Source organism: Paenarthrobacter nitroguajacolicus, assembly GCF_007786235.1.
GTDB lineage: Bacteria > Actinomycetota > Actinomycetes > Actinomycetales > Micrococcaceae > Arthrobacter > Arthrobacter nitroguajacolicus_A.
Map to the genome: position 1 here is coordinate 77,269 of NZ_VNFK01000017.1, position 24,642 is coordinate 101,910.

Genomic DNA, 24,642 nt, shown 5'->3' on the forward strand with positions numbered 1-24,642 from the left:
CGACGCCGTCCGTTTGGCCAGTGTATCCACACGAATATCTTCGCGGGCTGGGAAAAGCCGGGCACACTGGGTGGCATGAATGATTCCGAATCAGTGACGACGCAGATATCCACGGTGGAGGATTGGACGCTGGCTCTGGCGGAGTCCACTGGTTCTCCTGGCGGTGGTGCCGGGACAGGGGTGATGCTGGCCATCGCCGCGTCCCTGACCTCCATGGTGGCTGGGTACACGGAAGGAGGCCACGCGGAGTTGGCAGACCTTCACGGGCGGTCCCGGGCGCTGCGTGAAACCGCCCTGCACCTGGCCGATGAAGACGCCGCGGCTTCCAAGGCCTTCGGCGCTGCATTCCGGCTGGCCCCTGGCCCTGAACGTGAAGACGCGATTCACCGGGCATCCGTGGATGCGGCGAAGGCCTCCGCTGTATTGGGCGAGCGGGCCATCGAAGCCATTGAAGACCTGGGGTGGCTGGCAGAAAACGGCAATCCCGCGCTGATAGCTGACGTCGTAGTGGCCTTCGGAGCGCTCAGGGCGGCGATCGCCGGTGCGCGTACCAACGTCAGTTTCGACCTTTCCTCCCTCACCTCGGCTGGGGCCGACCTGGAGAAAGTTCGGGAAGATCACCCACACCTCTGGGAAACCGTCAACCGGCTGAGCAAAGCCCTGGATCGAATTGACGAGCTGACGGCAAGCGTGGACGGTAAGGCGGCACCGACCACGGCAGGTTCTTAAAAGCGCACCACGTTTGCAAAATTAGCCTGCCAATTTTGCTAACGGGCTTTTGAACACTGCCGATAGCTGATGCTGAGCAGGGATCGCTCGAGGCATGGCCACGGATTGGCCTTACGACACCACCAGGCAGGACTTTGTGCTTGAATCCGTGACTTCCGCCGCCTTGGCAAGCGCCCTGGACGCGCTTTCCTTGCGCCAGCGCACCATCGCGAACAACATCGCGAACGTGAACACCCCCAACTACCAGGCCAAACGGGTCTCCTTCGAAGATCAGTTGGCGGCCTCGGTGCGCTCCAGTGACGGCACGGTGAAGGCCTCGATCTCCCCGTCCGATGAGCCAACCCGGACAGACGGCAACAACGTCAACCTGGACACCGAAACCCTGTCCAACATTGACACCGTGCTCCGCTACCAGTTCGCCTCGAGGGCCGCAGCCGGCGAATTCACCTCCCTCCGCACCGCGTTGAGGACCAACTGATGACCTTCGACGCAATCGGAATCGCCGGCTCGGCGCTGACCGTCCACCGCAAATGGCTGGATGCGGTCTCGGACAACCTTGCCAATATGAACAACGCATCGCGGACCGACGGCGCGGCTTTCCGTGCCCGCTACGTCGAGGCCGCCGAGGGCAACAACGGTGACGGCGTGTACGTCAAGAGCACACCACTCGGTGACGGTGAGGGCAGGATCGTCCATCAACCGGACCACCCCTTGGCTGACGCCGACGGCAACGTCCGGTACCCGGACATCGACATGGCAGAGCAAATGGGCACTTTGATCATCGCCCAGCGCGGATACCAGGCCAACGCACAAGTGGTGGACAGGGCCCGCGAGACGTACCTGGCCGCCCTCGAGATAGGAAAATCCTGATGGCCTTGGGCCCTCTTGAAGCCATCCAAGGTGTCACCGGCACCGGCTACGTCGGCGCTGGAAGGGTGGGAACGGCACAGCCAGCCTCCACCGGCGGCGACTTCGGCACCGCCCTGACTGGCGCCGTCGACAATTTGCAGTCACTGCAGTCAACGTCCAAGGAACTGGCGGTGTCCGCGGTGACGGGCAACCTGGACGACATTCACAAAGCAACCCTTGCGTCGACGCGCGCCCAGGTCACGTTCGAGCTGGTGGCCGCCGTGCGGAACAAGGGCATTGACGCGTTCAACGAGATCATGAGGATGCAGGCCTGATGCCACCCGGGATTTCCCAGTTCTTCCGCAAGCTTGGCAGCGGCATCCAAGCGTTCTCGCCCGCGCAGCGGACCCTCGCGATCCTGGGCGTGGCCGTGCTGGTCCTTGGCGGCGTCGCGCTGACGGCATGGCTGGGAAAGCCTGCCTACTCGCCGCTGTTTTCCGGGTTGAAGGACACTGACGCCAACAGCATCGTGGAGCAGCTCCGCAAGGACAACATTCCCTACGAGCTGAGCAACGGCGGCTCCACCATCCTGGTCCCGGAAGACAAGGTATACGACGAGCGCCTCAAGGCTGCCGCCGCGGGGCTCCCGTCAGCTGCGGCCACCGGCTATTCCCTGCTGGACAAACTGGGCGTCACATCCTCCGAGTTCCAGCAGTCGGTCACGTACAAGCGGGCCCTTGAGGGCGAACTCAGCACCACGGTCCAGGCGATGGACGGCGTCAAGAGCGCAGCGGTCCGGCTCGCGATCCCTGAGAAGTCGGTCTTCGTTGACACCACCCCGGAGGCCACGGCGTCCGTGTTCGTGGAAACCCAACCCGGCACCACGTTGTCCTCGGACAAGGTCCAGGCCATTGTGCACTTGACGTCGGCGGCCATCGAGAACCTGAAACCCACCAACGTCTCGGTTGTCGATTCACAGGGCAACGTCCTCTCCACTGTGGGCGCGGGAGCCACGGGGTCCTCTTCCAAGCAGGCCGCCGACTACCAGCAGCGCACCTCGGACGCCGTCCGGGCAGTCCTGGACAGCGTGGTGGGTCCAGGAAACGCCACTGTGGCCGTCGCAGCAGATGTCACAGCCGAATCCGCCCAGCAGCGCAGCGAAACGTTCACACCCGCCGCAGACACCCCTGCCCTGAGCGAAACCACCAAGACTGAAAAGTACACCGGCACCGGTGGCGGCGCCGCGGGCGTCCTGGGCCCGGACAACATCGCAGTCCCGGGCGGCACTGAAGGCAACGGAAGCTACGACTCCAGCGACACCACCAAGAACAACGCCGTCAACAAAGTCACCGAAGACCGGACCATCCCGCAAGGAGCCGTGAAGCGCCAGACCATTTCCGTGGCCATCAACCAAGCCGCGGCGGGCGGCGTCAACGTGGACTCGGTCCGCGCACTGGTCACCTCCGCGGCCGGGATAGATGCCGCCAGGGGGGACGTGGTCACTGTGGAGGTCCTCCCGTTCAGTACCGCCGCGGCAGACAAGGCAGCCGAAGCCCTCGGTGCTGCGCAGGCGGACGCGGAAGCAGCCAAGGATGCCGCGCTGATGAACACGCTCATTCTTGCCGGCAGCATCATGTTGGCTGCCATCGCACTCATCGTGGCGGTGCTCATCACCCTCAAGCGCCGCCAGCGCCGTGAGCCTGTGGACCTCGGCGAACGGACCGATTACGACGCCTTGCCGGAAGCCATTCCGACGCCGGCACTCACCGGACCGCCGACCACCGCCATCGAACTGAGCTCCATCCAGCCGCCGACCCCGATCGCACCCACTCCCGCGTTGCCGCTCCCGGGTTCGGAGGCACTGGACGGCGAGCTGAAGCGTGCCCAGATCGAAGCCATGGTGGCGGACAATCCGGCTCGCACGGCCGAGTACCTGCGCGGACTCATGGATGAAAGGCAATCCGTATGAGCCACACCGTCCCGGAAGCCTCGGCATTGAACGGAGTGCAGAAGGTGGCGGTGGTGCTCATGCAGATGAGTCCCACCAGCGCAGCCTCGGTCATGGCCCAATTCTCGGAAACCGAAGCCGAGGACATTGCCGCTGAAATCGTCCGGCTCCGCCGTGTGTCCTCAGTAGTGGCGGACCACGTCATCAACGAGTTCCACGGACTGGCCGTCAGCGGTCGCCGGACTGCCCGCGGTGGCCAGGAATTCGCCGTCGGACTCCTCGAAGCGTCCTTCGGCGCAGACAAAGCCGCTGGATTCATGGATCGCCTCGCGTCCACCATGGCCGGGAAGTCCTTCGAATTCCTGGAAATGATGGATCCCGGCCAGATCCTGGCGCTGATCGACGGGGAACTGCCGCAGACCATCGCCCTGGTCCTCGCCCACCTGCGGCCGGGCAAGGCCTCCGCGGTGATGTCCGGCCTGGGTGATACGCAGCGGATCGAGGTTGCCCGGTGCATCGCCACCATGGGCTCCGCCTCCCCCGAAGCGGTGGGCATCGTGGCCGAGACCCTCAAGATCCGGGCCGGCGCTGTGATGTCGCAGCGGAAATCCAACGAGATCGTCGGCGGCATCCAACCCCTGGTGGACATCATCAACCGCTCCGACGTCACCACAGAACGCTCGGTCCTGGACGGCCTGGGCACCCTCGACCCTGAGCTCGCCACTGAAGTCCGCGCACGCATGCTCACGTTCGTGGACATCGTGAAGCTGGAACCGCGGGACATCCAGCAGATCCTCCGTGGGGTCAGCGCCAACGTCCTGGCCGTGGCCATGAAGGGCGCCCCACCGGTGGTCCTGGACACCGTCCGCGCCAACATGTCAGGCCGCAACCTCGAAATCCTCGAGTCCGAGATGGCCGCGTCCGGCCCCGTCCGGGCCTCGCAGGTGGAAGAAGCGCGGGCCGAGATTGTCCGATCCATCCGCGAGCTCGAAGCCGAAGGCGCGATCGTGGTCCGGCGTGGAGACGAGGATGACTTTGTCTACTGAGCACTTCACTCGCGTCACATTCCCGTCGGTTGCCTCCGCCGACCGTTCCAGCGAATCCGACCGTGGCTTCGTCCAAGGGCACGCCGCCGGTTACGCCGCAGGGATGCAAGCCGCAGCCGCTGAACAGCTCCACCTCCAAGCCAGGTTGCGCGCTGAGCATGAGGAAACGCTCGACGCCGGCCGCTCGGCTGTGGCTCGGGCCGTCCAGCTTCTGCAGGCAGCGGCCAACGCGGCGCAGCGACGTCAGGAAGTCGCCATGGACGAAGTTCAGGATGTGCTGGCCGCCGGAGCAATCGAACTCGCTGAGGCGATCCTTGGCTACGAACTTGCACAGGGGCAGAACACCGCGCGGGCCGCGCTGGAACGCGCGCTGGGAACGCAAGGGCGCGGCAGCACCGGCGTCGAACACGTCACCCAAGTACGCCTCAACCCGGGCGACCTCGCCACGCTCGCGGCCTCCGGCGTCGTGGACGTTGCCGGAGTTGAGCTGAAGGCCGATGCCGCGCTCAACCCGGGCGACGCCGTCGGGGAGTACCCTGACGGCTGGATCGATGCCCGCATCGGCTCCGCACTGGAACGGGCCAGGCAAGCGCTGCTCGGGGTGGAGCGGTGACGGCGTACCGGCCGCACGCAGGGCGCTTCCACGCAGCCGTGGCCGTAGCCGCTCCGCAACGCGTCGGGACGGTCACCTCCGTCCTCGGCCTGGGCCTTGAGATCGCGGGGCTGAACTGCGCGGTGGGTGAGCTGATCACGGTCGGCTCGGGGGTTGAAACCCTCGACGCCGAAGTGGTCGCCTCGGTCAGTGGGGCTGTGCGGTGCATGCCCCTGGGCCGTTTGACCGGAGTTGCCGCCGGAGCTCCCGCGCGGGCAAAAGGCACCCCTATGCTGGTGCCCACAGGTACCGGGCTGTTCGGCAGGGTGCTTGATGCCCTGGGCCGGCCGATCGATGGCAAGGGGCCGCTGCCGCCTTCCCTGCGCGTCCCGCTGGACCAGGAAGCACCGTCCGCCATGAGCAGGGCACGCATCGACACGCCCCTGCAGACCGGAGTCCGCGTCCTGGACACCATGACCACGTTGGGTCGTGGGCAACGCATGGGCCTGTTCGCAGGGTCCGGCGTGGGCAAATCCTCGCTGTTGTCCATGGTGGCCCGCGGAACCGACGCTGAAGTCTCCGTGATTGCCCTGGTGGGGGAGCGCGGCCGTGAAGTCCGCGAATTCCTCGAGGATGACCTCGGACCCGAAGGCCTGGCCCGCTCCGTAGTGGTGGTTGCCACCTCCGACGAACCCGCCCTCATGCGGCTCCGGGCTGCCGTCACCGCCACCCGCATCGCCGAGTCCTTCCGTGAAGCCGGCAAGGACGTGGTGCTCATGATGGACTCCCTCACCCGGGTGGCCATGGCGCAGCGCGAGATCGGCCTCTCCGCAGGTGAGCCACCAGCAACGCGCGGCTACCCGCCGTCGACCTTCTCCGTCCTGGCTCGGCTTCTGGAACGCGCCGGAACCGCGGAAACCGGCTCCGTCACGGGAATCTACACCGTCCTGGTGGACGGCGACGACCACAACGAACCCATCGCCGACGCAGCCCGCTCCATCCTGGACGGCCACGTGGTCCTGGACCGGAAACTCGCCGTCACCGGACACTTTCCCTCCGTGGATGTCCTGGGCTCGGTGTCGCGCGTGGCGTCCAAAGTGAACCCGCGGGAGCACACGGCGCTCGCCATCACGCTCCGGAAGGTGCTGGCGGCGAGGCGCAGCGCGCAGGACCTGATCGACGTCGGCGCCTACCGGCACGGCAGCAATCCGCTGGTGGATGCCGCCCTGGACCACGAGGCCGCGATCAACCAGTTCCTGCGGCAGCCCATGGACGAATCGACGCACCACAGCGATGCCTGGGCACAGCTTTCCCGACTTTCAGCGCACTTTGGACACTTTGAAGGAGCCGCGTGAACCGACAATTTTCCCTGGCCGGGCTCTTGAGGCTGCGGCAAGCCGAACAGAAATCTGCGGAAAGCGGGTTGGCAGCAGCCAACTCGAGGTCGGCGTCGTTGCGTGTGCGGCGGGCGGAAGCCCGTGAAGCCTTGGCAGAATCCGCCGGGAACGCCGGCGATTCAGCGTCCCTGCTGGCTATCGCCGCCGCACGCGCATCGTCGCAAAGCATGCTCGCGGAGCTGGAAGCCCTGGCCGCGAGCGCCGAGGCGGAAGCTGCCGGGGCGCGGGCCGAATACACGGAGGCCAAGCGCAGGGCCGTGGGACTGGAGAAGCTCGAAGTCCGGCACGACGCCGAGTACGCCGCAACCGTGCTCCGTGCCGAGCAAGGTGTCCTGGACGAGATTGCCTCCACGGCGTGGCATAGGAAGGCCGGCTCATGAGCATGACCGAGGCCATCGGGCGAATCCACAGCATCGAAGCCTCGCTGCAGCAGTTGGCCCAGGGCACACGTGCTTCCACGGCTTCCTCGCCGGCTTCAAACGCCGCGACTGCGGCCGACGCGGCGTCGTTTGCTTCGGCTTTGAGCAGTGCCATGGGGACTTCCTCGGCCGGTTCCGTGACCTCTGGTTCCTTGGCCTCCGGGCTGGGCTCAGTGGGCCTTAACTCGTTGTTGCCAGCTGCTGGAAGTACGATGGCGACCGCTGGGGCGGCGGCGGTCGGCACCAGCGGCGGATCCGTTTCGGGTGACGCCGTGGTTGCAGCGGCCAAGAAGTACATCGGCGTGCCTTACGTTTGGGGCGGAACGAATCCAGCGGTGGGCATGGATTGCTCCGGCTTTGTGCAGCGGGTTTTCAAGGATCTGGGTGTTGAGCTTCCACGCGTCGTCAGCGACCAAATGCAGAAGGGTACTCCCGTCGCTTCCCTGGCTGAGGCGAAGCCCGGGGACCTCCTTGTCAGCTACGGCGGCGAGCACATCTCCATCTATCTGGGCAACGGCAAAGCCATCGACGCTCCCGTGCCCGGCCAGACCATCCAGATCCGGGACGCTTGGGAGAAGTACTCCAACCTGACCTCGATTCGCCGCATCGTCCCTGCTGGGGGTTCGTGATGCAGGCGGTGGTGGGAGGTCCGGCCGGTGGATCCGTTGGCCGAGGCGGATTGGGGGCCGGGAGTACCGGAGTTTTACGATCGGAGAGCGCCCGTGGAGTTTTGGACTCCGGGAGTGCCGGGGCCCGACGCGCTGGGCTGGCACTCTTTGCCGGCGGGTCTTCAAACGCCGGAGCATTCGACGCCGTGATGGCTACCGAACAGGCTCCGGTTTCCCCTTCCAAGGATTCGCAGCCCGCTCCCGGGGCGCAGGAATTCCTCGGAGTGCAGGTAGCTCTCGGAGCACAGCCTGTTTTTAGTTCGGGGCCGAGCAATTCGGAGCTCTCGCACGAAATGGGAGCACTCGGGACCAGGCCGGCAGTGGACCCGGCTGCCCGATTCGATGCCCCGCTGCAGGGTGTGCCGGGCGCACGGCATGTTTCGCAGCCAACCCCCGAATCGGGCGCACCCGCGAGCTCTGGGAACGCGGGGAGGGCGGCGGGTGTCGTCGGCCCTCAGCCAACTCAGCCAACTCTGCCAACCCCTTCAGACGATGCTGGGGGAGCCCCGAATTATGGGCATGGGACGTCGTTTGCTGCCCGATTCGATGCCCTGCTGCAGGATGTGCCGCGCGCACGGCATGTTTCGCAGCCAACCCCCGAATCGGGCGCACCCGCGACCTCTGGGAACCCGGGGAGCGCCGCGGGTGTCGTCGGCCCTCAGCCAACTCAGCCAACTCTGCCAACTCAGCCAACTCTGCCTACTCTGCCTACCCCTTCAGACGATGCTGGGGGAGCCCCTAACCCTGGGCCTGGGACGTCGTTTGCTGCCCGATTCGATGCTCTGCTGCAGGATGTGCCGCGCGCACGGCATGTTTCGCAGCCAACCCTCGAATCGGGCGCACCCGCGACCTCTGGGGACGCGGGGAGTGCCGCGGGTGTCGTCGGCCCTCAGCCAACTCAGCCAACTCAGCCAACCCCTTCAGACGATGCTGGGGGAGCCCCGAACCTTGGGCCTGGGACGTCGTTTGCTGCCCATTTCGATGCCCCGCTGCAGGATGTGCCGGGCGCACGGCATGTTTCGCAGCAAACCCCCGAATCGGGCGCACCCGCGACCTCCGGGAACGCGGGGAGCGCGGCGGGTGCTGGCCTGCCCGGCCTGACGGGGAGTGCCGCGGGTGTCGTCGGCCCTCAGCCAACTCAGCCAACTCTGCCAACCCCTTCAGACGATGCTGGGGGAGCCCCGAACCCTGGGCCCGGGACGTCGTTTGCTGCCCACTTCGATGCCCCGCTGCAGGATGTGCCGCGCGCACGGCATGTTTCGCAGCCAACCCCCGAATCGGGCACCCAGCCGGCGCCCCAAACCCAGCCGGCGCCCCAAACCCAGCCGGCGCCCCAAACCCAGCCGGCGCCCCAACCCCAGCCGGCGCCCCAAACCCAGCCGGCGCCCCAAACCCAGCCGGCGCCCCACACCACCCCGGCCCTGCAGCCTCCACCGCCCCAGCCCATCACGCCCCCTCTGACTTCTGCGGCACCACCCGTACCCCTGTCCACGCCACCCCAGCCCGCCCTCGCTCCTCAACTTCTCATGCCACTCTTTTCACTGGTGTCGGCGGCACCGGGGGAACACGTGATGACGCTGCGGGTGGCCCCGGACGACCTTGGACCCCTCACGGTCAGGGCACACGTCGACGCCGCGGGCGTGCGGATCGAACTGTTCGCACCCGGGGACGCCGGCAGGGAAGCGGTGCGGCATGTCCTTCCGGAGCTGCGGCGAAGCCTCGAAGACTCCGGGGCGAGCCTGAGCCTTTCTCCGCAAAACAGCCCGCCCGATGCTGGAAAGGACCCCGGCCAAGGCAGCGGCAGAGATCCCGGTCAAGGAACAGGGCAGGGCGCCGGACCCGGAAGCGGAACACGTGACCCGGATGCCCGGCTCCGAGGCTCCACGAAGGCCGGCTCCGGCGAGGCAGTGCCTGAAGGGGCCGATGCCCAACCGCAGCTGCCACCCGGCGTCGTACGCGGACCGAGCAGCCCAAACCGCCTGGACATCCTGGTCTGAAGAAGGAGACGAGCATGACAACTATTCCCGCAATAGCGGCCAACAACGGCGCAGCGTCGGGCAGCGCACCAAGAACCCCGGTCAAGTCCATGGATTCGGAGGTCTTCATGTCTTTGCTGGTGACGCAGCTGAGGTACCAGGACCCCAGCGCACCCATGGACACCAACCAGATGATGAGCCAATCGGTGCAGCTTTCCATGATGGAGAAGATGACCGAGCTGACGGCAGGTGCCAAGGAGAGCTTCTCGCTGCAGATGCGTACCGCTGCGGCGCAGATCATCGGGACCCACGTGAGCTACACCCTGGCCGACGGGACCAAGGGCGATGGGGTCGCCGGCGCGGTCTCCTTTGCCGATGGTGTTCCGACGGTGACCGTGGGTAGCGCCAAGGTGCCGTTGGACCTGATCACCGGCATGACTGCCTCGCACGCAACCACCCCTCCCACCAGCTGATTCCCACTAACTTCACCCGAAGAAAGGCAACACCATGCTCCGTTCGCTGTACTCCGGAATTTCCGGCCTCCGCGCCCACCAGACCATGCTGGACGTCACCGGCAACAACATTGCCAACGTCAACACCACCGGCTACAAGACGTCGTCGGCGCAGTTCCAGGACACGCTCTCGCAGATGACGCAGGGCGCGGCCGGTCCGCAGCAGGATGTGGGCGGTTCCAACCCGGCACAGGTGGGCCTGGGCGTCCGCGTTGCCGGCGTCAGCACCAACTTCGGCCAGGGCTCATCGCAGAGCACCGGCCGCGGCACTGACCTGATGATTTCGGGCGAGGGCTTCTTCGTTACCGGCAAGGGCACGCAGCAGTACTACACACGTGCCGGCAACTTCCAGATGGACGCTGCGGGCCGCTTGGTCAGTCCCGACGGCGGCATCCTCCAGGGCTGGAAGGCCACCGGCGGTGTGGTGAACACGGGCGGAGCCACGGGGCCTATCACGTTGTCCCCGGACACCACCGCCCCGGCGGTTGCTACGACCACCGCCACCCTTGGCGGCAACTTGCCGTCGGACGCAGCCGTGGGGACCTCGGTTGAGCGCCAGGTCAAGGTGTTCGACGCCAACGGAGCAGAACGCAGCCTTACCCTGACGTTCAGCCGCTCAGCCACTGGCTGGAACGTGGCAGGTGCGGACGCCAACGGTGCTACCGGCGCCTCCACCCTCACCTTCGCCAACGGCGCACTGACGTCCGCTGGGACCATGACGGTTGGCGGAATCACTGTGAACATGGGGGCTGTCACCGGCTTCGCGCAGCTGAACACGCTGGCTGTCACCGGTCAGAACGGCGCCGAAGCCGGCGAACTGGATTCCTTCACCCTGGCCGGCGACGGTTCCTTGATCGGTTCCTTCAGCAACGGCGCCAAGGAAGTCCTGGCGCGCGTGGCCCTGGCCCGCTTCACCAACCCCGAAGGCCTCGAGAAGGCCGGCGGCTCCACCTACGTTGCCACGGCCAACTCCGGTGCCGCCCAGCTGGGCGGCGCAGGTGAAGGAGGACTTGGTTCGCTGACCTCGGGTTCGCTGGAGATGTCCAACGTGGACCTGTCGCAGGAGTTCACCAACCTGATCGTGGCGCAGCGTGGGTTCCAGGCCAATGCCCGCATCATTACCACCTCCGATGAGGTCTTGCAGGAACTGAGCAACCTGAAGCGCTAACCGCCCGGAGAAAGTGACTGTCTTCCGTGCCCTCACCGCTCGCCGGCAGCTGGCCGGTCAGGGCACGGCGGGACGTCCTTCCCGCCGTGGCTACCCACTCCAGCACGGCGGCTGCCGTCACCTGTGCGTTCCCCGTTGCCGATCACAAGGTTGAAGGTGATGGCCCGCAGCAGCGCGCATTTGTGCCGTATCTGGCACATGCCATGCGTTCAGTGGCGACGGTCGTGGTTCCGACGCAGGCGTTAAGCCCGGCGTGGAAGGCGGTGATCCGGCCGCCTTCCTAACGCCGCGCCCTCTGTGGCCGACAGTAGGGGAAAGAACCACCTCCCCCAGCCAAAGCAGACCAGACCATGATCGTTGTCACCCGCCTGAACGGCACACGCTTCGCCGTGAATCCGGACATCCTTGAACGGATCCATGAGAGTCCGGACACCCATCTGGTGACGCTCGACGGCGCCGCTTACGTTGTGCGGGAATCGCTCGCCGAGGTGGTGGAGCTGATCGCGAATTATCGCGCGAGTGTGCTTCGCCGCGCCCACGACCTTCCTGCGGTGACGGGTTACCCCCTTAGCCTGGTCCGGTCGCCGGAGCCGGAGGAGCCTGCGAAAGACCCGGAACCCAACCACCCGAACGGAAGGTAGTCCATGACAATCGTCGGCCTGCTGCTGGCCTTTGCATCCGTGGTGGCCATGGTCACCCTGGAGCATGCGAACCTCATGTCGCTGCTCCTGCCCGCTCCCATGATCCTGGTCTTCGGGGCCACCATCGCCGTGGGGTTGGCCGGAAACACCTTCCAAGATGTCCTCCAGGCGTTCAAGGACGTTCCCAAAGCTTTCATCGGTAAGCCCGCCAAGCCAACGGAGAGCATTGACGAGCTGGTCCGTCTCGCGGAGAAAGCCCGCAGCGACGGCCTGCTGTCCCTCGAGGAGGAGGCCAACAACGCCAAGGACCCGTTCCTGCAGCGCTCTCTCCAGAACATCGCCGACGGCACCGATGCCGAGGAACTCCGTCTCCTGATGGAGGATGAGATCGACACCAAAATGCGAGCAGACCACGTTTCCTCCAAGTTCTTCGCCGCGCTGGGCGGGTATGCGCCCACCATCGGCATCATCGGAACCGTGGTCTCGTTGACCCACGTCCTGGAAAACCTGTCCTCGCCCGATCATCTGGGCCCGATGATCGCCGCAGCCTTCGTGGCCACCTTGTGGGGCCTGTTGTCCGCGAACTTCATCTGGCTGCCGCTCAGTGCCAAGCTCAAGCGCCTGTCCGAGTTGGACATTGAGCGCATGACGCTCCTCATGGAGGGGTTGTTGGCGGTGCAGAACGGCACCCAACCGCTGCTGCTGGCTGAACGGCTCCGAGCCATGGCTCCTGCCGAGGCGAAGGGCAAGCCGAAGCAAGCCAAGGACAAAGCGGACGACGGCGGCAAGCCCGGTAAGCTTTCGGCGTCCAGGGCAGCATGAGGTCGCGCAGGAGGCGCGGCTCCCAGCCCGAAGAGCACCACGTCGACGAACGCTGGATGGCTTCCTACATGGACATGGTCACCGTGCTGATGTGCATGTTCATTGTGCTGTTCGCCATGTCCTCGGTGGACCAGGTCAAGTTTGAGAAACTGCGCAATTCCTTGGCCACGGGTTTCGGCACGGAGATCAGCCAAAAAGTGGACACTGCCAGTGGCGTTGTGGTGCCGGCCGAACTCGCTACGTCCAATGGCGAGGGTTTCTCGGCGTTGGACCTGGCCATCAAGGAGGCTGACAAGCTCACAGCCTTGCAAGGGGCCATGCAGTCCAAACTGGAAGCGCAGGGTTTGGCGGCCAATGTGCAGTTCGTGGTGGGGGAGCGCGGGTTGACGGTGAAGCTCGTGGGCTCCCAGACGTTCTTCCAGCCGGACATGCCTGACCTCACGCCCAAGGCCGTCCAGATCCTGAACACCATCGCTCCCACTGTGGTGGGGTCCGGCCTGGAGGTCATGGTGGAGGGCCACGCTGCCAAGGGCATCACGGCTTTCGCTTCCACCTGGGAGCTTTCGGCAGCGCGGTCGGTCAATGTCCTGCGGTATTTCGTTGACAACTCGGGCATGCCGCCCGGACGGATCGGCGCAGTGGCATTCGGTGCTGCCCGCCAGGTGACGGATGATTCCACGGAGGAGTTGATGGAGCTGAACCGTCGAGTGGACGTGGTGTTGCTGTCCGCCAGCCCGGAGGATGTCCGTGCGTTGATCCCGGGCGCCATTGAAGCGCAGACCCAGGAATCAGCGGCGGCAGCAAAGGCCGCAAAGTAGCCTCCGTGCGGTCACCGGATAGTCCTTCGGAGAATGCCTTACGTCCGGTGCTGTCCTGCCGATAGTGCCGTCCGTGGGAGAACAGGAAGATCGCGCGGCAGGGCGCCAGCGCACGGTGGATGTCTATGACTTTCGCCGACCCACCACTTTGCCGCGCCAGCACAGCCGCGTGCTGGAAGTGGCGTTTGAGACCTTCGCCCGGCAGTGGGGTACGCAGCTGACCGCCAAGGTCCGGCTGAAGTCCACGGCCACGCTGGAACAGCTGAGCATGCAGAGCTACGACGAGTACTCTGCGTCCCTGCCTTCCGTCACCTCCATGGTGTTGTGCAGGATCGACGGCAGCGAGTCCCGCCTGGTGATCCAGTTCCCCGCAACGGCTGCGCTGTCCTGGCTGAGCCGGATGCTGGGCGGTTCTACGGATACTGCGGTTCCGGAGCGGAAATTCACGCAGATCGAACACGCGCTGGTTTCCCGCATGGTGGAGGAAGTGTTGGAGGACCTCCGGTATTCGTTGGGTAACCTCCTGACCCAGGCTGTGACCATGGATGGCGTCCAGTACAACTCCCAGTTCGCCCAGGCTGCTGCGCCGTCGGAACTCATGATCGTGGCCTCCTTCAGTGTCAACGTGGGCGAGAACCACTGTGCCGCCACCTTGGCCATTCCCGCCGACGTCCTCCTCTCCCGCCTTGGAGACGTAAACCCCACCGTCCACAGCGTGGACAACGAGGCACTGGTCCGTACGCAACTGGCGCAGGTCCCGGTGGACGTTGCCGTCCAGCTGACCCCCGCACCGGTGACTCCCGCGCAGATCCTGGGGCTCGCCGTCGGCGATGTCCTGCCGCTGCCGCACCTGGAGAACCGGCCGTTCGACGTCACCATCAACGGCACCCGCCTGGCCACCGCCGCGGCTGCCCGTCACGGCGCCCGCGCCGCCGCCGTCATCGTCACAACCGAGGAGCACCAGCGATGAGCAACATCTTGACCCTTCAGGCGGCCGCTGCCGAACGCCTTGCCCGTAACCTTCCCAGTGCCTCCACGCTGCGCGTCGCGGGCATCGTGCCGGCTCAGGATGCGGCCGCGTACGCATCCCCGGCAATGACCGCCACCTTCGTGGGCGCCTCGACGGCGGACTTCGCCGTGCTGCTGGTGGACCGTTCGTTCCTGGCCGCCGCAGGCGGTTCCGGGCTGGTGGGTGCCGTACAGGCCGGCGATGTCCTGCGTCCCGCCTTGGAACAGGCCGCGTCAGCATTCGACGCCGGCGTGCTGGGGGAGGTGCGCGAGGAGGACGCCGCAGGGCTTTTGTCCGACCCCGCAACCGCCGTTTTCGAACTCAACGACGGCGCTGCCCCCTTTGGCTGGTTCGCCGTGCGGGTGCGGGACAACGGTGCTGTGCCGGACCCCGGCTTCCGGAGCAGCCAGGACAGTGACATGGCCGCCCGGTTGGGCCTCATCAGCAACGTGGAAATGGCGCTGACGGTGGAAATCGGGCGAACCCGGATGTCCGTCCGGGACGCGCTGGCACTGGAACCGGGACGCGTCATTGAGCTGGACCGCTCGGCCGGGGCCCCAGCCGATGTTTTGCTGAACGGCCGGCTGATCGCCCATGGCGAGGTAGTGGTGGTGGACCAGGACTACGCCGTCCGCATCACCCGCATCTTGGACGGGTCAGAGGGAACGTTCTAGATGGACTCATTCATCCTCGGGCTGCGTGTGCTCGTGGCTTTGGGCGCCGTGCTGGGGCTGATCTGGTTCGTCCAGAAGCGCCTCGGCAAAGGCAAGGGCCGACGACGCGCCGACGCTGCCCTCACGGTGGTCAGCCGCCAGGTCGTGGGACAAAAAGCCTCAGTGGTGGTGGTCGATGCCGGGGACAAGCGCTTCCTGCTCGGCGTCACGGAGCATGCGGTCACCGTACTCCACAGCAGTGACGCTCCTGTTGTTGTTGCGGAGACCGCCGAAACTGAGGAGGAGCAGTCGTCGGCGAGCTTCGCTGAGCTGTTCCGGCAGGCCTCGGGCGAACCGCGTGCGACGCCTCGCGCTGATCCGCTCGGTCCCGTGACGGGATCGCTGCCCGTACTGCGCCGGCGCAGTGAACTCCACCGTGGCAGCCAGCCGCACCGCGCGGTTGATCCCGCCCGACAGGCTGCGCCCCTCCACGGCTCCATCCTGTCCGCCTCCACCTGGCGCCAAGCCTCGGACGCCATCAGGGGACGCCGCAATTGATTCGTTCCGCTGGTTCGGGCCTGGCCCGCCGGAGATCGCATTGCGTGCCGCCACTTTGGTCCGTAGTGGGGGTTGTGCTGCTCACGGCAGCTTTGCTCTGGCTTGGAATGGCTGCCGGCCACGCCACACCCATTGACCCCACCCAGCCGACGCCGCCAACCCCTCCCGCAGCACCGGAATCCGGCGGAAACGTCAGTATCGACATCAACGGCTTGGACGGGACACCCTCCACGGCCGTCGTGACACTCATCGGAATCACGCTGCTCTCGGTGGCCCCGGCGCTGCTGCTGATGATGACGTCCTTCACCAAGATCTTCGTGGTGTTGGCCATGACCCGGAACGCTCTGTCCCTGCCGGCCATTCCGCCCAACCAGGTCCTGGCGGGACTGGCCCTGTTCCTCTCCTTGTTTGTCATGTGGCCCGTGGTCTCGGATATCAACACCGTTGCCGTGCAGCCTTACCTGAACGGCGGACTGGATTTCAACGGAGCCATGTCCGCTGGGTGGTCGCCGCTGCAGCACTTCATGTTGGCCCACACCCGTGAGGAGGACATCGCCCTGATGACCCGGGCCGCGAAGATGGACAACCCGGCAGACCCGGAGTCCGTCCCGTTCCAGACGCTGGTCCCGGCGTTCATGATTTCCGAGCTCAGGGCCGCGTTCATCATCGGATTTGTCATCTTCATCCCGTTCCTGGTGATCGACCTCGTGGTCTCGGCGGCCTTGATGTCCATGGGCATGATGATGCTCCCGCCGGTGATGATCTCCCTGCCGTTCAAGGTCCTGTTGTTTGTCCTGGTGGACGGTTGGGGACTGGTGATTACGTCCCTGATCCAGAGCTATTCGAGCGGCTGATGGATACCAATGCAGTCCTGGACATCTGCCTCCAGGCCATGATCGTCGCGGCGAAACTTGCTGCGCCTACCCTCATCACCGCCTTGGTGGTCGGCCTTGCCATTTCCCTCCTGCAATCCATCACCCAGCTGCAGGAAGCCACCCTGTCCTTCGTCCCCAAGGCTGTGGCTGTCGCTATCGCCTTGGTGGTCTGCGGCCATTGGATGATCTCGGAAATGGTCGCGTTCACCAATGAGCTGTTCGCACGCATCCCAGGGCTGATCGGCGGAGCGTGAGGTGGACATTCCCATCGACCAGTCGTGGATCCAGGTCCTGCTGCTGGCATCGGTCCGCATGACGGCTTTCCTGGTGGTGGCCCCGCCCTTCGCCCACCATGCCATCCCGGCCCGCGTCAAGGCGATGCTGGGGATCGGCCTGGGCCTGGCGATCTCCCAGCGGCTGTCTGCGGACGCCGTTCCGGCGGACACTGCCGGGTTCGTCGTTGCCGTCGTCCTGGAATTGGTCACAGGCTTGGCCCTCGGTTTCCTGGTGATGGTGATCTTCGCTGCGATCCAGTCCGCCGGCAGCCTGGTGGATCTCTTCAGCGGTTTCCAGATGGCCCAGGCGTTCGACCCGCAAATGATGGTCAACGGTGCCCAGTTCACCCGGCTCATGCAGATGGCGGCCCTCGCCCTGCTCTTTGCCTCGGACGGTTACCAGATGGTCATCGGCGGCCTCACCGGGAGCTTCAACGCGTTGCCGCTGGCGGGCGGGATCGACCTTAGCCAGCCTTTCGAAGCCATGGTCGGTGCCGTGACCGGGATGTTCTTGGCCGCAGTCCAGATCGCCGGCCCGCTCCTGGTGGTGCTGGTGCTGGCCGACGTAGGACTTGGGCTCCTCACCCGCGTCGCCCCGGCCCTCAACGCCTTCGCACTGGGTTTCCCCCTGAAGATCTTCATCACCCTGGCGCTGGCCGGTTTCCTGTTCCTGGCCCTGCCCAGGCTCGTAGCAACCCTCGCCGAGCAAGCGGCCAATACTTTGATGGGGGTGGGCTGAATGGCGGATTCACAGGAAAAAACCGAGCAGGCCACGGACAAACGCATGCGCGAGGTCCGTGAAAAGGGCCAGCTCTCCAGATCGCAGGACCTCATGGCGTGGCTGGCCGTGGGCGCCGCTGCCGCGATGCTCCCGGCAACCATCGACCACGCCTCCAACGCCGCCGTGGACCAGCTCTTCACCGTGAAGAGCGTCATCGCCGAACCCGACCCCGCCAAAGCCGTGGCCGCCCTCGAAGGAGGGCTGGGTTCCCTGGCCGGAATCCTGGGGCCGCTGCTCCTGGTCGTCACCGTGGTGGTGCTGGCCGGATCAGCGTTGCAGGGCGGCATCCGGTTCAAGAAGTTCCGTGCCGAGTTCGAGCATTTCAACCTGCTCGCGGGCTTCAAGAGGATGTTCGGTGGCCAGGCACTCTGGGGAGGGGTCAAAGCGTTGCTGAAGACCGCCGTCGTGGGTCTTGTCCTGTACGCCGTGGTGCAGGGGCTGATGCCCGTGCTGTTGACGGCCGGCGGACTGCCGGTTGCCGGCGTGCTCGCGGCCGCTGCCGGCGGCATCGGCGCGCTCATCCAGTTTGCCGTGGCCGCGGGCCTGGTGTTGGCAGCGGCGGACATCTTTGTGGTGATGCGCCGCAACCGCAAGAAGACCCGGATGTCCAAGAAGGAAGTCCAGGACGAGAACAAAAACACCGACGGCGACCCCCTCATCAAATCGCAGCGGCGGTCCCGCCAGCTCAGCATGAGCCGCAACCGCATGATCGGCGCGATCGGGGACGCCGACGTGGTGCTGGTCAACCCGACGCACGTGGCAGTTGCGTTGAAGTACGACGCCGGCAAATCGGCACCTCGCGTCGTCGCCAAGGGGTCGGGGCTCATCGCTGCCCGCATCAGGGAGGAAGCCGAAACCAAGGGAGTGCCCATGGTCCAAGACATCCCCCTGGCGCGGGCCCTGCACTCAGCCTGCGAGCTGGGCCAGGAGATTCCGGTTGAGCTGTATCGCTCCGTGGCGGCCGTGCTGGCCTTTGTGATGTCGCTGAAGACGCGGGGCACTGCACGGGGCATCCACCAGATGAAAGAGAGCTTCCAGCCATGAGCAACAACAAGTTCGCCCGGCTTTCAGTACCGGTGGGAATCGTGGGAATCGTCCTGCTGCTGGTAGTTCCGCTGCCGGCCCCGCTGCTCGACTTCCTGATTGTCTGCAACATCCTGCTGGCTCTCCTGATTCTGTTGACCAGCATGTTCGTGAAGAAGCCCCTGGATTTCTCGGTCTTCCCGTCCCTGTTGCTCGTTGCCACACTGTTCCGTCTGGGACTCAACGTCGCGTCCACGCGCCTGGTGCTGGGCCAGGGATTCGCAGGGCAAGTCATTGAGGCCTTCGGCAAAGTCACGGTAGGCGGCTCGCTGATCATTGGCGCCGTGGTGTTCCTCATCCTGGTGGTGATCCAATTCGTGGTGGTCACCAAGGGCGCCGAACGTGTTGCCGAGGTGGGCGCACGCTTCACCCTGGACGCCATGCCCGGCAAGCAGATGGCCATCGACGCCGACCTCAACGCCGGACTCATCACCGATGCCGAGGCCCGGAAACGCCGGGCCGAAGTCTCTGCCGAGGCCGACTTCTACGGCGCCATGGATGGTGCGTCCAAGTTCGTGAAGGGCGATGCCATCGCCGGCATCATCATTATCATCATCAACTTTGTAGGTGGCATCGCCATTGGCGTGCTGCAGCGCGGCATGGACGCCGGAGATGCCCTCAACACCTACGGCCTCCTGACCATGGGCGACGGCCTGGTCACCCAGATCCCGGCCCTCCTCATGGCTGTCTCCACCGGCATGATCGTTACGCGGTCCAATGCTGAAGAGGACATGGGCCGCACGGCTTCCTCGCAGCTGATGCAATCGCCCAACGCCCTGCTGATTGCCGGGCTGGCGGCCGGGAGCATGGCCCTCATTCCAGGGATGCCCATTCTTCCGTTCGTGGTGGTGGGAGCACTGTTGGTCCTCGCTTCGCGGCGCGTAGCCACACAACAGAAGCTCCACGCGGAAGCCCAGGAAGCGGAGAACGCTGCTGCCGTCATCGGGGACGAGGACCCCAACGAACGGCTCATGGAAGACATGCGCGTCCATCCTGTCGAGATCCTGCTGGCTCCCGATCTGGTGGACATCGTCTCCGGCGCCTCCGATGACCTGCTGGCCCGTGTCCGGTCCTTGCGCCACAAGATCGCCATGGAGCTCGGGCTCGTGGTTCCGCCCGTCCGGACCCGGGACGCGATGGACCTTCCACCGTCCACGTACGCCATCCGCATCGCCGGCGTCGAGGCTGGAAGGGGAGTGGCGCCGTCGGGCAAGCTCCTCGCCCTAGGCGAGTTCCTGGATGCCTTGCCCGGAACCGCAACCGTGGAACCCGTCTTCGGGCTGTCCGGCAAGTGGGTTCCCACGGAGATGCGGCACAGTGCGGAAATGACCGGCGCCACCGTGATCGATCGGGTGTCCGTATTGGTGACGCACCTGTCCTCGATCATCTCGGCCAACGCGGCGCGGCTCCTGACCCGTGAGGACGTCCGCGTGCTCACCGAAGGGGTCCGTAAGCAGAGTCCGTCCGCCGTGGAGGAACTCACGCCAAGCCTGCTGTCCTTGGCCGAGATCCAGCGCGTGTTGCAGGGCCTCCTGGAGGAGCAGGTTCCCATCAACGATCTCCCACGGATATACGAGGCACTGGCGTTGCGGGCCAAGGTCTCCACCGATCCTGAGGCGCTCATCGAGTCTGCACGGCACTCCCTCGGGCCGGTGCTGGCGAACAAGTACCTCGATGGCGCTGCGCTCAACGTGGTCATGATCGACCCCCTGCTGGAACAGTCCATGCTGGAGGACATGCGCCCGGCCGAAGGTGGCACACAAATTGTCATGGGTCAGGCGAAGCTCGACGGCGTCCTCACCTCGCTTAAGTCCGCGGTCGACGGCGCTGCCGCCGCGGGACGGGAAGCTGTGCTGGTGTGCGCGCCGGCCTTGCGTCCAGCCATCCGCCGCCTCGTGGCCGCTCCCGACGGCGGTGTTCCCGTCTTGTCGTACCGCGAAGTGACGTCCGCCAACATCCGCATCGAGACGGTGGGGGTGGTCCGTTATGCAGAAGCGCTACAAGCTTAGCGGCGCGTCGCTGGAAGCCATCAAGGAAAAAGCCCTGCAGCAGTACGGGCCAGGGGCGCGGATCATTGCAGCCGAGAAAGTCACCAACCCGGGCATTGTGGGCTTGTTCGCAGCTGCCAGGTTCGAGGCGACGGTGGAGGTTGCAGAGGTTGCGGTCGCTGCTCCGGTTACTCCGGCCGGCCCTGTTCACGAGCTGCATGGTCCGGCTATAGCAGCCCTGCTGGAACGTGCCGACGCAGCCGAACTCGAGTTCCACAAGCCCGCCCCCGCGCCGGTTTCCACGGCCTCGCCGGACTTCGCAGGCCTGCTGGAACAGCTGGGCAAGGAACTCCAGCCAGCTTCGCCGGCGCCACCCGTGCCCCTTCAGGTGACGTTGCCGCCGTCGGCCGCTGTCCCCGTTCCGGTCCCTGCCCCGATGACGGGCGACGGAAACCTCATCATGCTCTTGGGCCTCGGGGACGACGCCCTCGGACCCGCCTTGGCGATGTCCATCGCTGCAGGTGGCTCGGACGTACGCACCGCCGGCGAGCTCAGCGCCTTCGGTCACCTCCACGTGCAGGGCAGGCAAGGCGCGACGGCGGCTCGCGCCCAGGCGGTGCTGACCGGACAGACCGTGGTGGTGGCCTTCGGGCTCGGACGGCCGCGCGACGTCCCGGCGACGGCCGCCCACATCGCGAGCCTCGCCGCCGACCAGCTCTGGATCGTCGCGGACGCCCGGCACAAGCACGAGGACACCAGGATTTGGGTGCAGGCCCTCCAAGGCTTACTGGCGGGGGAGTCTGCGGCAGTGAGCGCGCTCGCCGTCATTGGTGCGTCAGAAACAGCAAGTCCGGAGACGATTGATGGACTCGGCATTCCCGTTGGCTGGGTCGACGGCAATCCGGCCACCGCGCCGGCCTTCGGAAAGGTACATTGAAAGCATGTTGGTACTGACGCGTAAGCCGGGCGAAAAGATCATGATTGGCGATGACATTGTCATTACCGTCATGGAAGGGCGTGGCGACGGTGTTCGGATCGGAATCGAAGCGCCCCGTGGTGTGTCCATCCAACGGAGCGAGGTAGTGGAAGCGATAGCCGCAGCCAACCTTGCCGCAACCCAGGCCGGCCCCGACGCCGAAGAGCTCCTGGCCGCCCTCCGTCCCCCTGCTCCCTCCGCCTAGCACCCTCTCTCACGTCCCGCCCCCTTTGGTGGACGCTCTTTCACGTCCTGTCGCCTTTTGGTGGTCGCTCTTTCACGTCCTGTCGCCTTTTGGTGGTCGCTCTTTCACGTCCTGTCGCCTTTTGGTGGTCGCTCTTTCACGTCCTGTCGCCTTTTGGTGGTCGCTCTTTCACGTCCTGTCGCCTTTTGGTGGTCGCTCTTTCACGTCCTGTCGCCTTTTGGTGGTCGCTCTTTCACGTCCCGTCGCCTTTTGGTGGACGCTCGCTCACGTCCCGTCCCCTTTTGGTGGACGCTCGCTCACGTCCCGTCGACTGGCATTAACGTACTCGCTATTCTGGGGCTTGCAGGCGGAAGTCGAAGGGGCTGGAGTCCATGGGCTACTTCATTCTGGTCATCGCACAGACGGTCGCGTTGCCCATCGTCGCCGCCAGCTTCGAACTCGCCATCAATGGCGGCGATCCTGTCTTAGTATTCGGCAAATGGTGGGTGTTTTGGGGTGTCGGCACACGGCTGGTTGTTGCGGGCGTAGCGCAGGTCTCGGGCAAGGGCCCGACCGCTGCGATCCTCGGTGCCCCCATCCCGACGGTCCAGGAAAAGCAACTGACCCGGGAACTAGGTATGGCCAACGTGGGTATGGGGCTCGCGGGTCTTCTCGCACTGGTACCGGGTTGGGCGCTTCCCTCGGGGCTTGCCGGCGGCGCCTTCCTTCTCATCGCGGGCATCATGCACGTACCCAAGAAGAATAAGAACGCCAAGGAAGCGCTGGCCACCTGGACTGACCTCATCGTTGGAGCCGCCGTGTTGGTCCTTGCAGCCTACGTTCTATTCCGAGCCGGTGCCGGCTGAAGGCAGTGGGATGTGAGAGAGCGTCCGCCAGAAGGCAGTGGGATGTGAGAGAGCGTCCGCCAGAAGGCAGTGGGATGTGAGAGAGCGTCCGCCAGAAGGGGCGGGATGTGAGAGAGCGTCCGGCAGAAGGGGGCGGGATGTGAGAGGGGGATGGACCGGAAGCTAGCCCAGCCCCAGGAAGTCCCGGAGCGTCGGCAGGGTGGCACCCTGTACCGCAGCGATCGCGCGGTGGACATTCGCATCTCGAGCCAGGAGCGCCAGATCGTCAGAACCACCAAAACCATCGGAGCCAGCCAGGTCAGGACCAGCGTCGAGCTGCGGACTCTGGGAGACCGTACCGGAGCCCAAAGGCCCCTGCAGCAGCGAGACATTGGCCGCAACGGCGTGGTCAATCTCCCCCAGCAATGCAGTCATTCCGCGTCGGTGATCCTCGAGAAGTTCGGGCCACATGCCGGGCGGTGCGATCGAAATGAGGGCTGGAAGCGTCAAGCGGTCCGGAGCTTTCCATTCGGAGGCAAGGGCCGAGGCTTCGACTCCGCGTGCCAAGGACTCAAACCGGAGATTTTCGAGGACTTTTTCGAGCTCGGCCGCAGTGAAGTTCAGCCGGTGCCAGTTGCCTGCCCGGAGATGCAGGAGCTGCGTTTCGAGCAGGAAAAGCAAGAAATCAAGTTGCCTTCGCTCGCGCCACAGCGTTGCCGATAGCTCGTCCGCCCCCACGGTTCCCCAATTCGTTTTATGGCCCGCCAAAATCACGATTTGGCAGGGTTTATGTTTACTTCAGTTGAGCGTACACGCAGAGTCGATTTCAGGTGGTATGTTCACTGAACACATACCTGAATGAAGTCCCATAACGTCGCTGCGATTGGTCTCTAAGCGTCCTTTCGGAACTACGCATCCCAGGTCCTTGCAACTCAATAATCCGGTCTCATGGGGGGACTCACTTTTGAATCGCGAACAGCGCAACGAGCTGGTGTTGCAGCACCTTCCGCTCGTTGGTTACTTGGTCTCTGACCTCTGCGCGCGCGCCTCGCATTTGTCGCGCGACGATTTTGCTTCTGTTGGCTCCGTGGCGCTCATTACGTCAGCTGATTCCTTCGACCCGGACCTGGGTGTTCCGTTCGGCGCGTTTGCCCGCCGGCGGATCGTAGGGGCGTTCGCGGACGAAATGCGGGCCGGGGATTGGGCCACCCGCTCAGCGCGCAAACGAATCAAGGAAACTTTGGCTATCCAGGAGACCTTAACGGGTGTGCTGGGACGGGGACCGAGCGTTGCCGAGATGGCCTCGGCCCTGGGCGTCGAGCGCAGTTACGTCGAGGCAGCCATGGCCGATGCTGCACGGACCCTGACCTCGCTCGACGAGGTTGTGGTGGACACTGTGGCGTCGACTGCTGAATCGCCGGAACACTCCGTCCTGGCCGACGAGCGCATCAAGTACCTTCGGGCCGCCGTCGAGGCCTTGCCTGAAAAGATGCGCTTCGTGATCCAGGAGATCTACCTGGCTGGGCGGTCCGTTAAGGAGCTCGCCGAGGAGCTGGGTTCCACCCATGCCGCAGTGTCGCAGCAGCGGGCCGAGGGAATCCGACTCATGCGCGACGGCCTGGCCGCCCACTACGCCGACACGCCGGATCAGGTCTTCGAACCTGAATCGAGGATCACCGCGCGGCGTCGGAATGATTATCTTTCCGCGCTGGCCACGGCGACCACCGGAGGGATCACCCGCGGCCTGGGCCTGGGCACTTCGCTCAACAGCGCCGTCTAGAACAGCGCCGTCCAGGCAAAGGAAGGCCGGGCCGCTGAGCGACCCGGCCT

The 24,642-nt window shown here is 65.3% G+C and carries 30 protein-coding genes; 29 read left to right on the forward strand and 1 reads right to left on the reverse strand.

All coding sequences use genetic code 11. From position 1 onward, the window contains the following. Positions 1-75: 75 nt before the first annotated feature. The 28 genes from FQP90_RS18540 (at position 76) to FQP90_RS18680 (ending at position 22,833) form a co-directional block, all read left to right on the forward strand. Positions 76-729, forward strand: coding sequence for a cyclodeaminase/cyclohydrolase family protein (locus FQP90_RS18540; protein ID WP_144652535.1), 654 nt, complete (start codon positions 76-78; stop codon positions 727-729). A gap of 136 nt (positions 730-865) precedes the next feature. Beyond that, the gene (locus FQP90_RS18545) at positions 866-1,207 is read left to right on the forward strand and encodes a flagellar basal body rod protein FlgB (RefSeq protein ID WP_144652575.1); all 342 of its coding nucleotides are present in this window, start codon (positions 866-868) and stop codon (positions 1,205-1,207) included. Beyond that, positions 1,207-1,599 carry a flagellar basal body rod protein FlgC gene (locus FQP90_RS18550; RefSeq protein WP_144652536.1) on the forward strand — a complete coding sequence of 131 codons (393 nt, stop codon included), beginning with the start codon at positions 1,207-1,209 and terminating at the stop codon, positions 1,597-1,599. Before FQP90_RS18545 ends, FQP90_RS18550 begins: the two co-directional genes overlap by 1 nt. Further along, a complete protein-coding gene (locus tag FQP90_RS18555; RefSeq protein WP_144652537.1) occupies positions 1,599-1,913 on the forward strand; it encodes a flagellar hook-basal body complex protein FliE in 315 nt (104 codons plus the stop codon). Before FQP90_RS18550 ends, FQP90_RS18555 begins: the two co-directional genes overlap by 1 nt. Beyond that, a complete protein-coding gene (gene fliF, locus FQP90_RS18560) occupies positions 1,913-3,547 on the forward strand; it encodes a flagellar basal-body MS-ring/collar protein FliF (protein WP_144652538.1) in 1,635 nt (544 codons plus the stop codon). Before FQP90_RS18555 ends, fliF begins: the two co-directional genes overlap by 1 nt. Continuing rightward, complete coding sequence (gene fliG / locus FQP90_RS18565) at positions 3,544-4,572, forward strand: flagellar motor switch protein FliG (protein ID WP_144652539.1); 1,029 nt, start codon at positions 3,544-3,546, stop codon at positions 4,570-4,572. Before fliF ends, fliG begins: the two co-directional genes overlap by 4 nt. Further along, complete coding sequence (locus FQP90_RS18570) at positions 4,556-5,185, forward strand: FliH/SctL family protein (RefSeq protein WP_144652540.1); 630 nt, start codon at positions 4,556-4,558, stop codon at positions 5,183-5,185. Before fliG ends, FQP90_RS18570 begins: the two co-directional genes overlap by 17 nt. Beyond that, the gene (locus FQP90_RS18575) at positions 5,182-6,519 is read left to right on the forward strand and encodes a FliI/YscN family ATPase (RefSeq protein WP_144652541.1); all 1,338 of its coding nucleotides are present in this window, start codon (positions 5,182-5,184) and stop codon (positions 6,517-6,519) included. Before FQP90_RS18570 ends, FQP90_RS18575 begins: the two co-directional genes overlap by 4 nt. Then, complete coding sequence (locus FQP90_RS18580) at positions 6,516-6,941, forward strand: flagellar FliJ family protein (RefSeq protein ID WP_144652542.1); 426 nt, start codon at positions 6,516-6,518, stop codon at positions 6,939-6,941. The genes FQP90_RS18575 and FQP90_RS18580 overlap by 4 nt, the downstream gene beginning before the upstream one ends. Beyond that, complete coding sequence (locus FQP90_RS23800) at positions 6,938-7,609, forward strand: C40 family peptidase (protein WP_144652543.1); 672 nt, start codon at positions 6,938-6,940, stop codon at positions 7,607-7,609. The genes FQP90_RS18580 and FQP90_RS23800 overlap by 4 nt, the downstream gene beginning before the upstream one ends. 1,565 nt (positions 7,610-9,174) lie before the next feature. After that, complete coding sequence (locus tag FQP90_RS18595; protein ID WP_144652545.1) at positions 9,175-9,645, forward strand: flagellar hook-length control protein FliK; 471 nt, start codon at positions 9,175-9,177, stop codon at positions 9,643-9,645. A 14-nt stretch (positions 9,646-9,659) separates the two neighbouring features. Next, positions 9,660-10,097, forward strand: a complete 438-nt coding sequence (locus tag FQP90_RS18600) for a flagellar hook assembly protein FlgD (RefSeq protein ID WP_144652546.1) — start codon at positions 9,660-9,662, stop codon at positions 10,095-10,097. Positions 10,098-10,131: 34 nt separating this feature from the next. After that, positions 10,132-11,304: a flagellar hook protein FlgE gene (locus tag FQP90_RS18605; protein ID WP_144652547.1), complete on the forward strand. Its 1,173-nt coding sequence runs from the start codon at positions 10,132-10,134 to the stop codon at positions 11,302-11,304. A 26-nt stretch (positions 11,305-11,330) separates the two neighbouring features. Further along, a complete protein-coding gene (locus FQP90_RS18610; RefSeq protein WP_144652548.1) occupies positions 11,331-11,588 on the forward strand; it encodes a hypothetical protein in 258 nt (85 codons plus the stop codon). Between the two features lie 66 nt (positions 11,589-11,654). Then, positions 11,655-11,945: a flagellar FlbD family protein gene (locus FQP90_RS18615; protein ID WP_144652549.1), complete on the forward strand. Its 291-nt coding sequence runs from the start codon at positions 11,655-11,657 to the stop codon at positions 11,943-11,945. Between the two features lie 3 nt (positions 11,946-11,948). Continuing rightward, positions 11,949-12,767 carry a motility protein A gene (locus FQP90_RS18620; protein ID WP_144652550.1) on the forward strand — a complete coding sequence of 273 codons (819 nt, stop codon included), beginning with the start codon at positions 11,949-11,951 and terminating at the stop codon, positions 12,765-12,767. Then, positions 12,764-13,585, forward strand: a complete 822-nt coding sequence (locus tag FQP90_RS18625) for an OmpA/MotB family protein (protein ID WP_144652551.1) — start codon at positions 12,764-12,766, stop codon at positions 13,583-13,585. Before FQP90_RS18620 ends, FQP90_RS18625 begins: the two co-directional genes overlap by 4 nt. A gap of 73 nt (positions 13,586-13,658) precedes the next feature. Continuing rightward, a complete protein-coding gene (locus tag FQP90_RS18630; RefSeq protein ID WP_144652552.1) occupies positions 13,659-14,555 on the forward strand; it encodes a flagellar motor switch protein FliM in 897 nt (298 codons plus the stop codon). Then, positions 14,552-15,268 (forward strand): flagellar motor switch protein FliN, encoded by a 717-nt coding sequence (gene fliN / locus FQP90_RS18635; protein WP_144652553.1) that lies wholly within the window; start codon positions 14,552-14,554, stop codon positions 15,266-15,268. Before FQP90_RS18630 ends, fliN begins: the two co-directional genes overlap by 4 nt. Then, entirely contained in the window at positions 15,269-15,805 is a 537-nt protein-coding gene (fliO, locus tag FQP90_RS18640) for a flagellar biosynthetic protein FliO (protein ID WP_144652554.1), read from the forward strand. A 107-nt stretch (positions 15,806-15,912) separates the two neighbouring features. Next, positions 15,913-16,659 carry a flagellar type III secretion system pore protein FliP gene (fliP, locus tag FQP90_RS18645; protein ID WP_144652576.1) on the forward strand — a complete coding sequence of 249 codons (747 nt, stop codon included), beginning with the start codon at positions 15,913-15,915 and terminating at the stop codon, positions 16,657-16,659. Continuing rightward, entirely contained in the window at positions 16,659-16,934 is a 276-nt protein-coding gene (gene fliQ, locus FQP90_RS18650; protein ID WP_144652555.1) for a flagellar biosynthesis protein FliQ, read from the forward strand. Before fliP ends, fliQ begins: the two co-directional genes overlap by 1 nt. A gap of 1 nt (position 16,935) precedes the next feature. Then, complete coding sequence (locus tag FQP90_RS18655) at positions 16,936-17,694, forward strand: flagellar biosynthetic protein FliR (protein WP_144652556.1); 759 nt, start codon at positions 16,936-16,938, stop codon at positions 17,692-17,694. Beyond that, positions 17,695-18,780: an EscU/YscU/HrcU family type III secretion system export apparatus switch protein gene (locus tag FQP90_RS18660; RefSeq protein WP_144652557.1), complete on the forward strand. Its 1,086-nt coding sequence runs from the start codon at positions 17,695-17,697 to the stop codon at positions 18,778-18,780. Next, positions 18,777-20,828: a flagellar biosynthesis protein FlhA gene (locus FQP90_RS18665; RefSeq protein ID WP_144652558.1), complete on the forward strand. Its 2,052-nt coding sequence runs from the start codon at positions 18,777-18,779 to the stop codon at positions 20,826-20,828. The genes FQP90_RS18660 and FQP90_RS18665 overlap by 4 nt, the downstream gene beginning before the upstream one ends. Then, entirely contained in the window at positions 20,806-21,744 is a 939-nt protein-coding gene (locus FQP90_RS18670; protein ID WP_144652559.1) for a hypothetical protein, read from the forward strand. The genes FQP90_RS18665 and FQP90_RS18670 overlap by 23 nt, the downstream gene beginning before the upstream one ends. A 4-nt stretch (positions 21,745-21,748) precedes the next feature. Continuing rightward, positions 21,749-21,988: a carbon storage regulator CsrA gene (csrA, locus tag FQP90_RS18675; RefSeq protein ID WP_144652560.1), complete on the forward strand. Its 240-nt coding sequence runs from the start codon at positions 21,749-21,751 to the stop codon at positions 21,986-21,988. Positions 21,989-22,359: 371 nt separating this feature from the next. Next, on the forward strand, positions 22,360-22,833 hold the full coding sequence (locus FQP90_RS18680) for a hypothetical protein (protein ID WP_144652561.1): 474 nt from the start codon (positions 22,360-22,362) through the stop codon (positions 22,831-22,833). Between the two features lie 162 nt (positions 22,834-22,995). Here FQP90_RS18680 and FQP90_RS18685 read toward each other — a convergent pair whose 3' ends face one another. Continuing rightward, positions 22,996-23,493, reverse strand: a complete 498-nt coding sequence (locus tag FQP90_RS18685; RefSeq protein ID WP_144652562.1) for a hypothetical protein — start codon at positions 23,491-23,493, stop codon at positions 22,996-22,998. 283 nt (positions 23,494-23,776) lie between these two features. Between FQP90_RS18685 and FQP90_RS18690 the strand changes: the two genes are divergently transcribed. Next, positions 23,777-24,592 (forward strand): sigma-70 family RNA polymerase sigma factor, encoded by an 816-nt coding sequence (locus tag FQP90_RS18690; RefSeq protein ID WP_144652563.1) that lies wholly within the window; start codon positions 23,777-23,779, stop codon positions 24,590-24,592. Positions 24,593-24,642 lie beyond the last annotated feature (50 nt).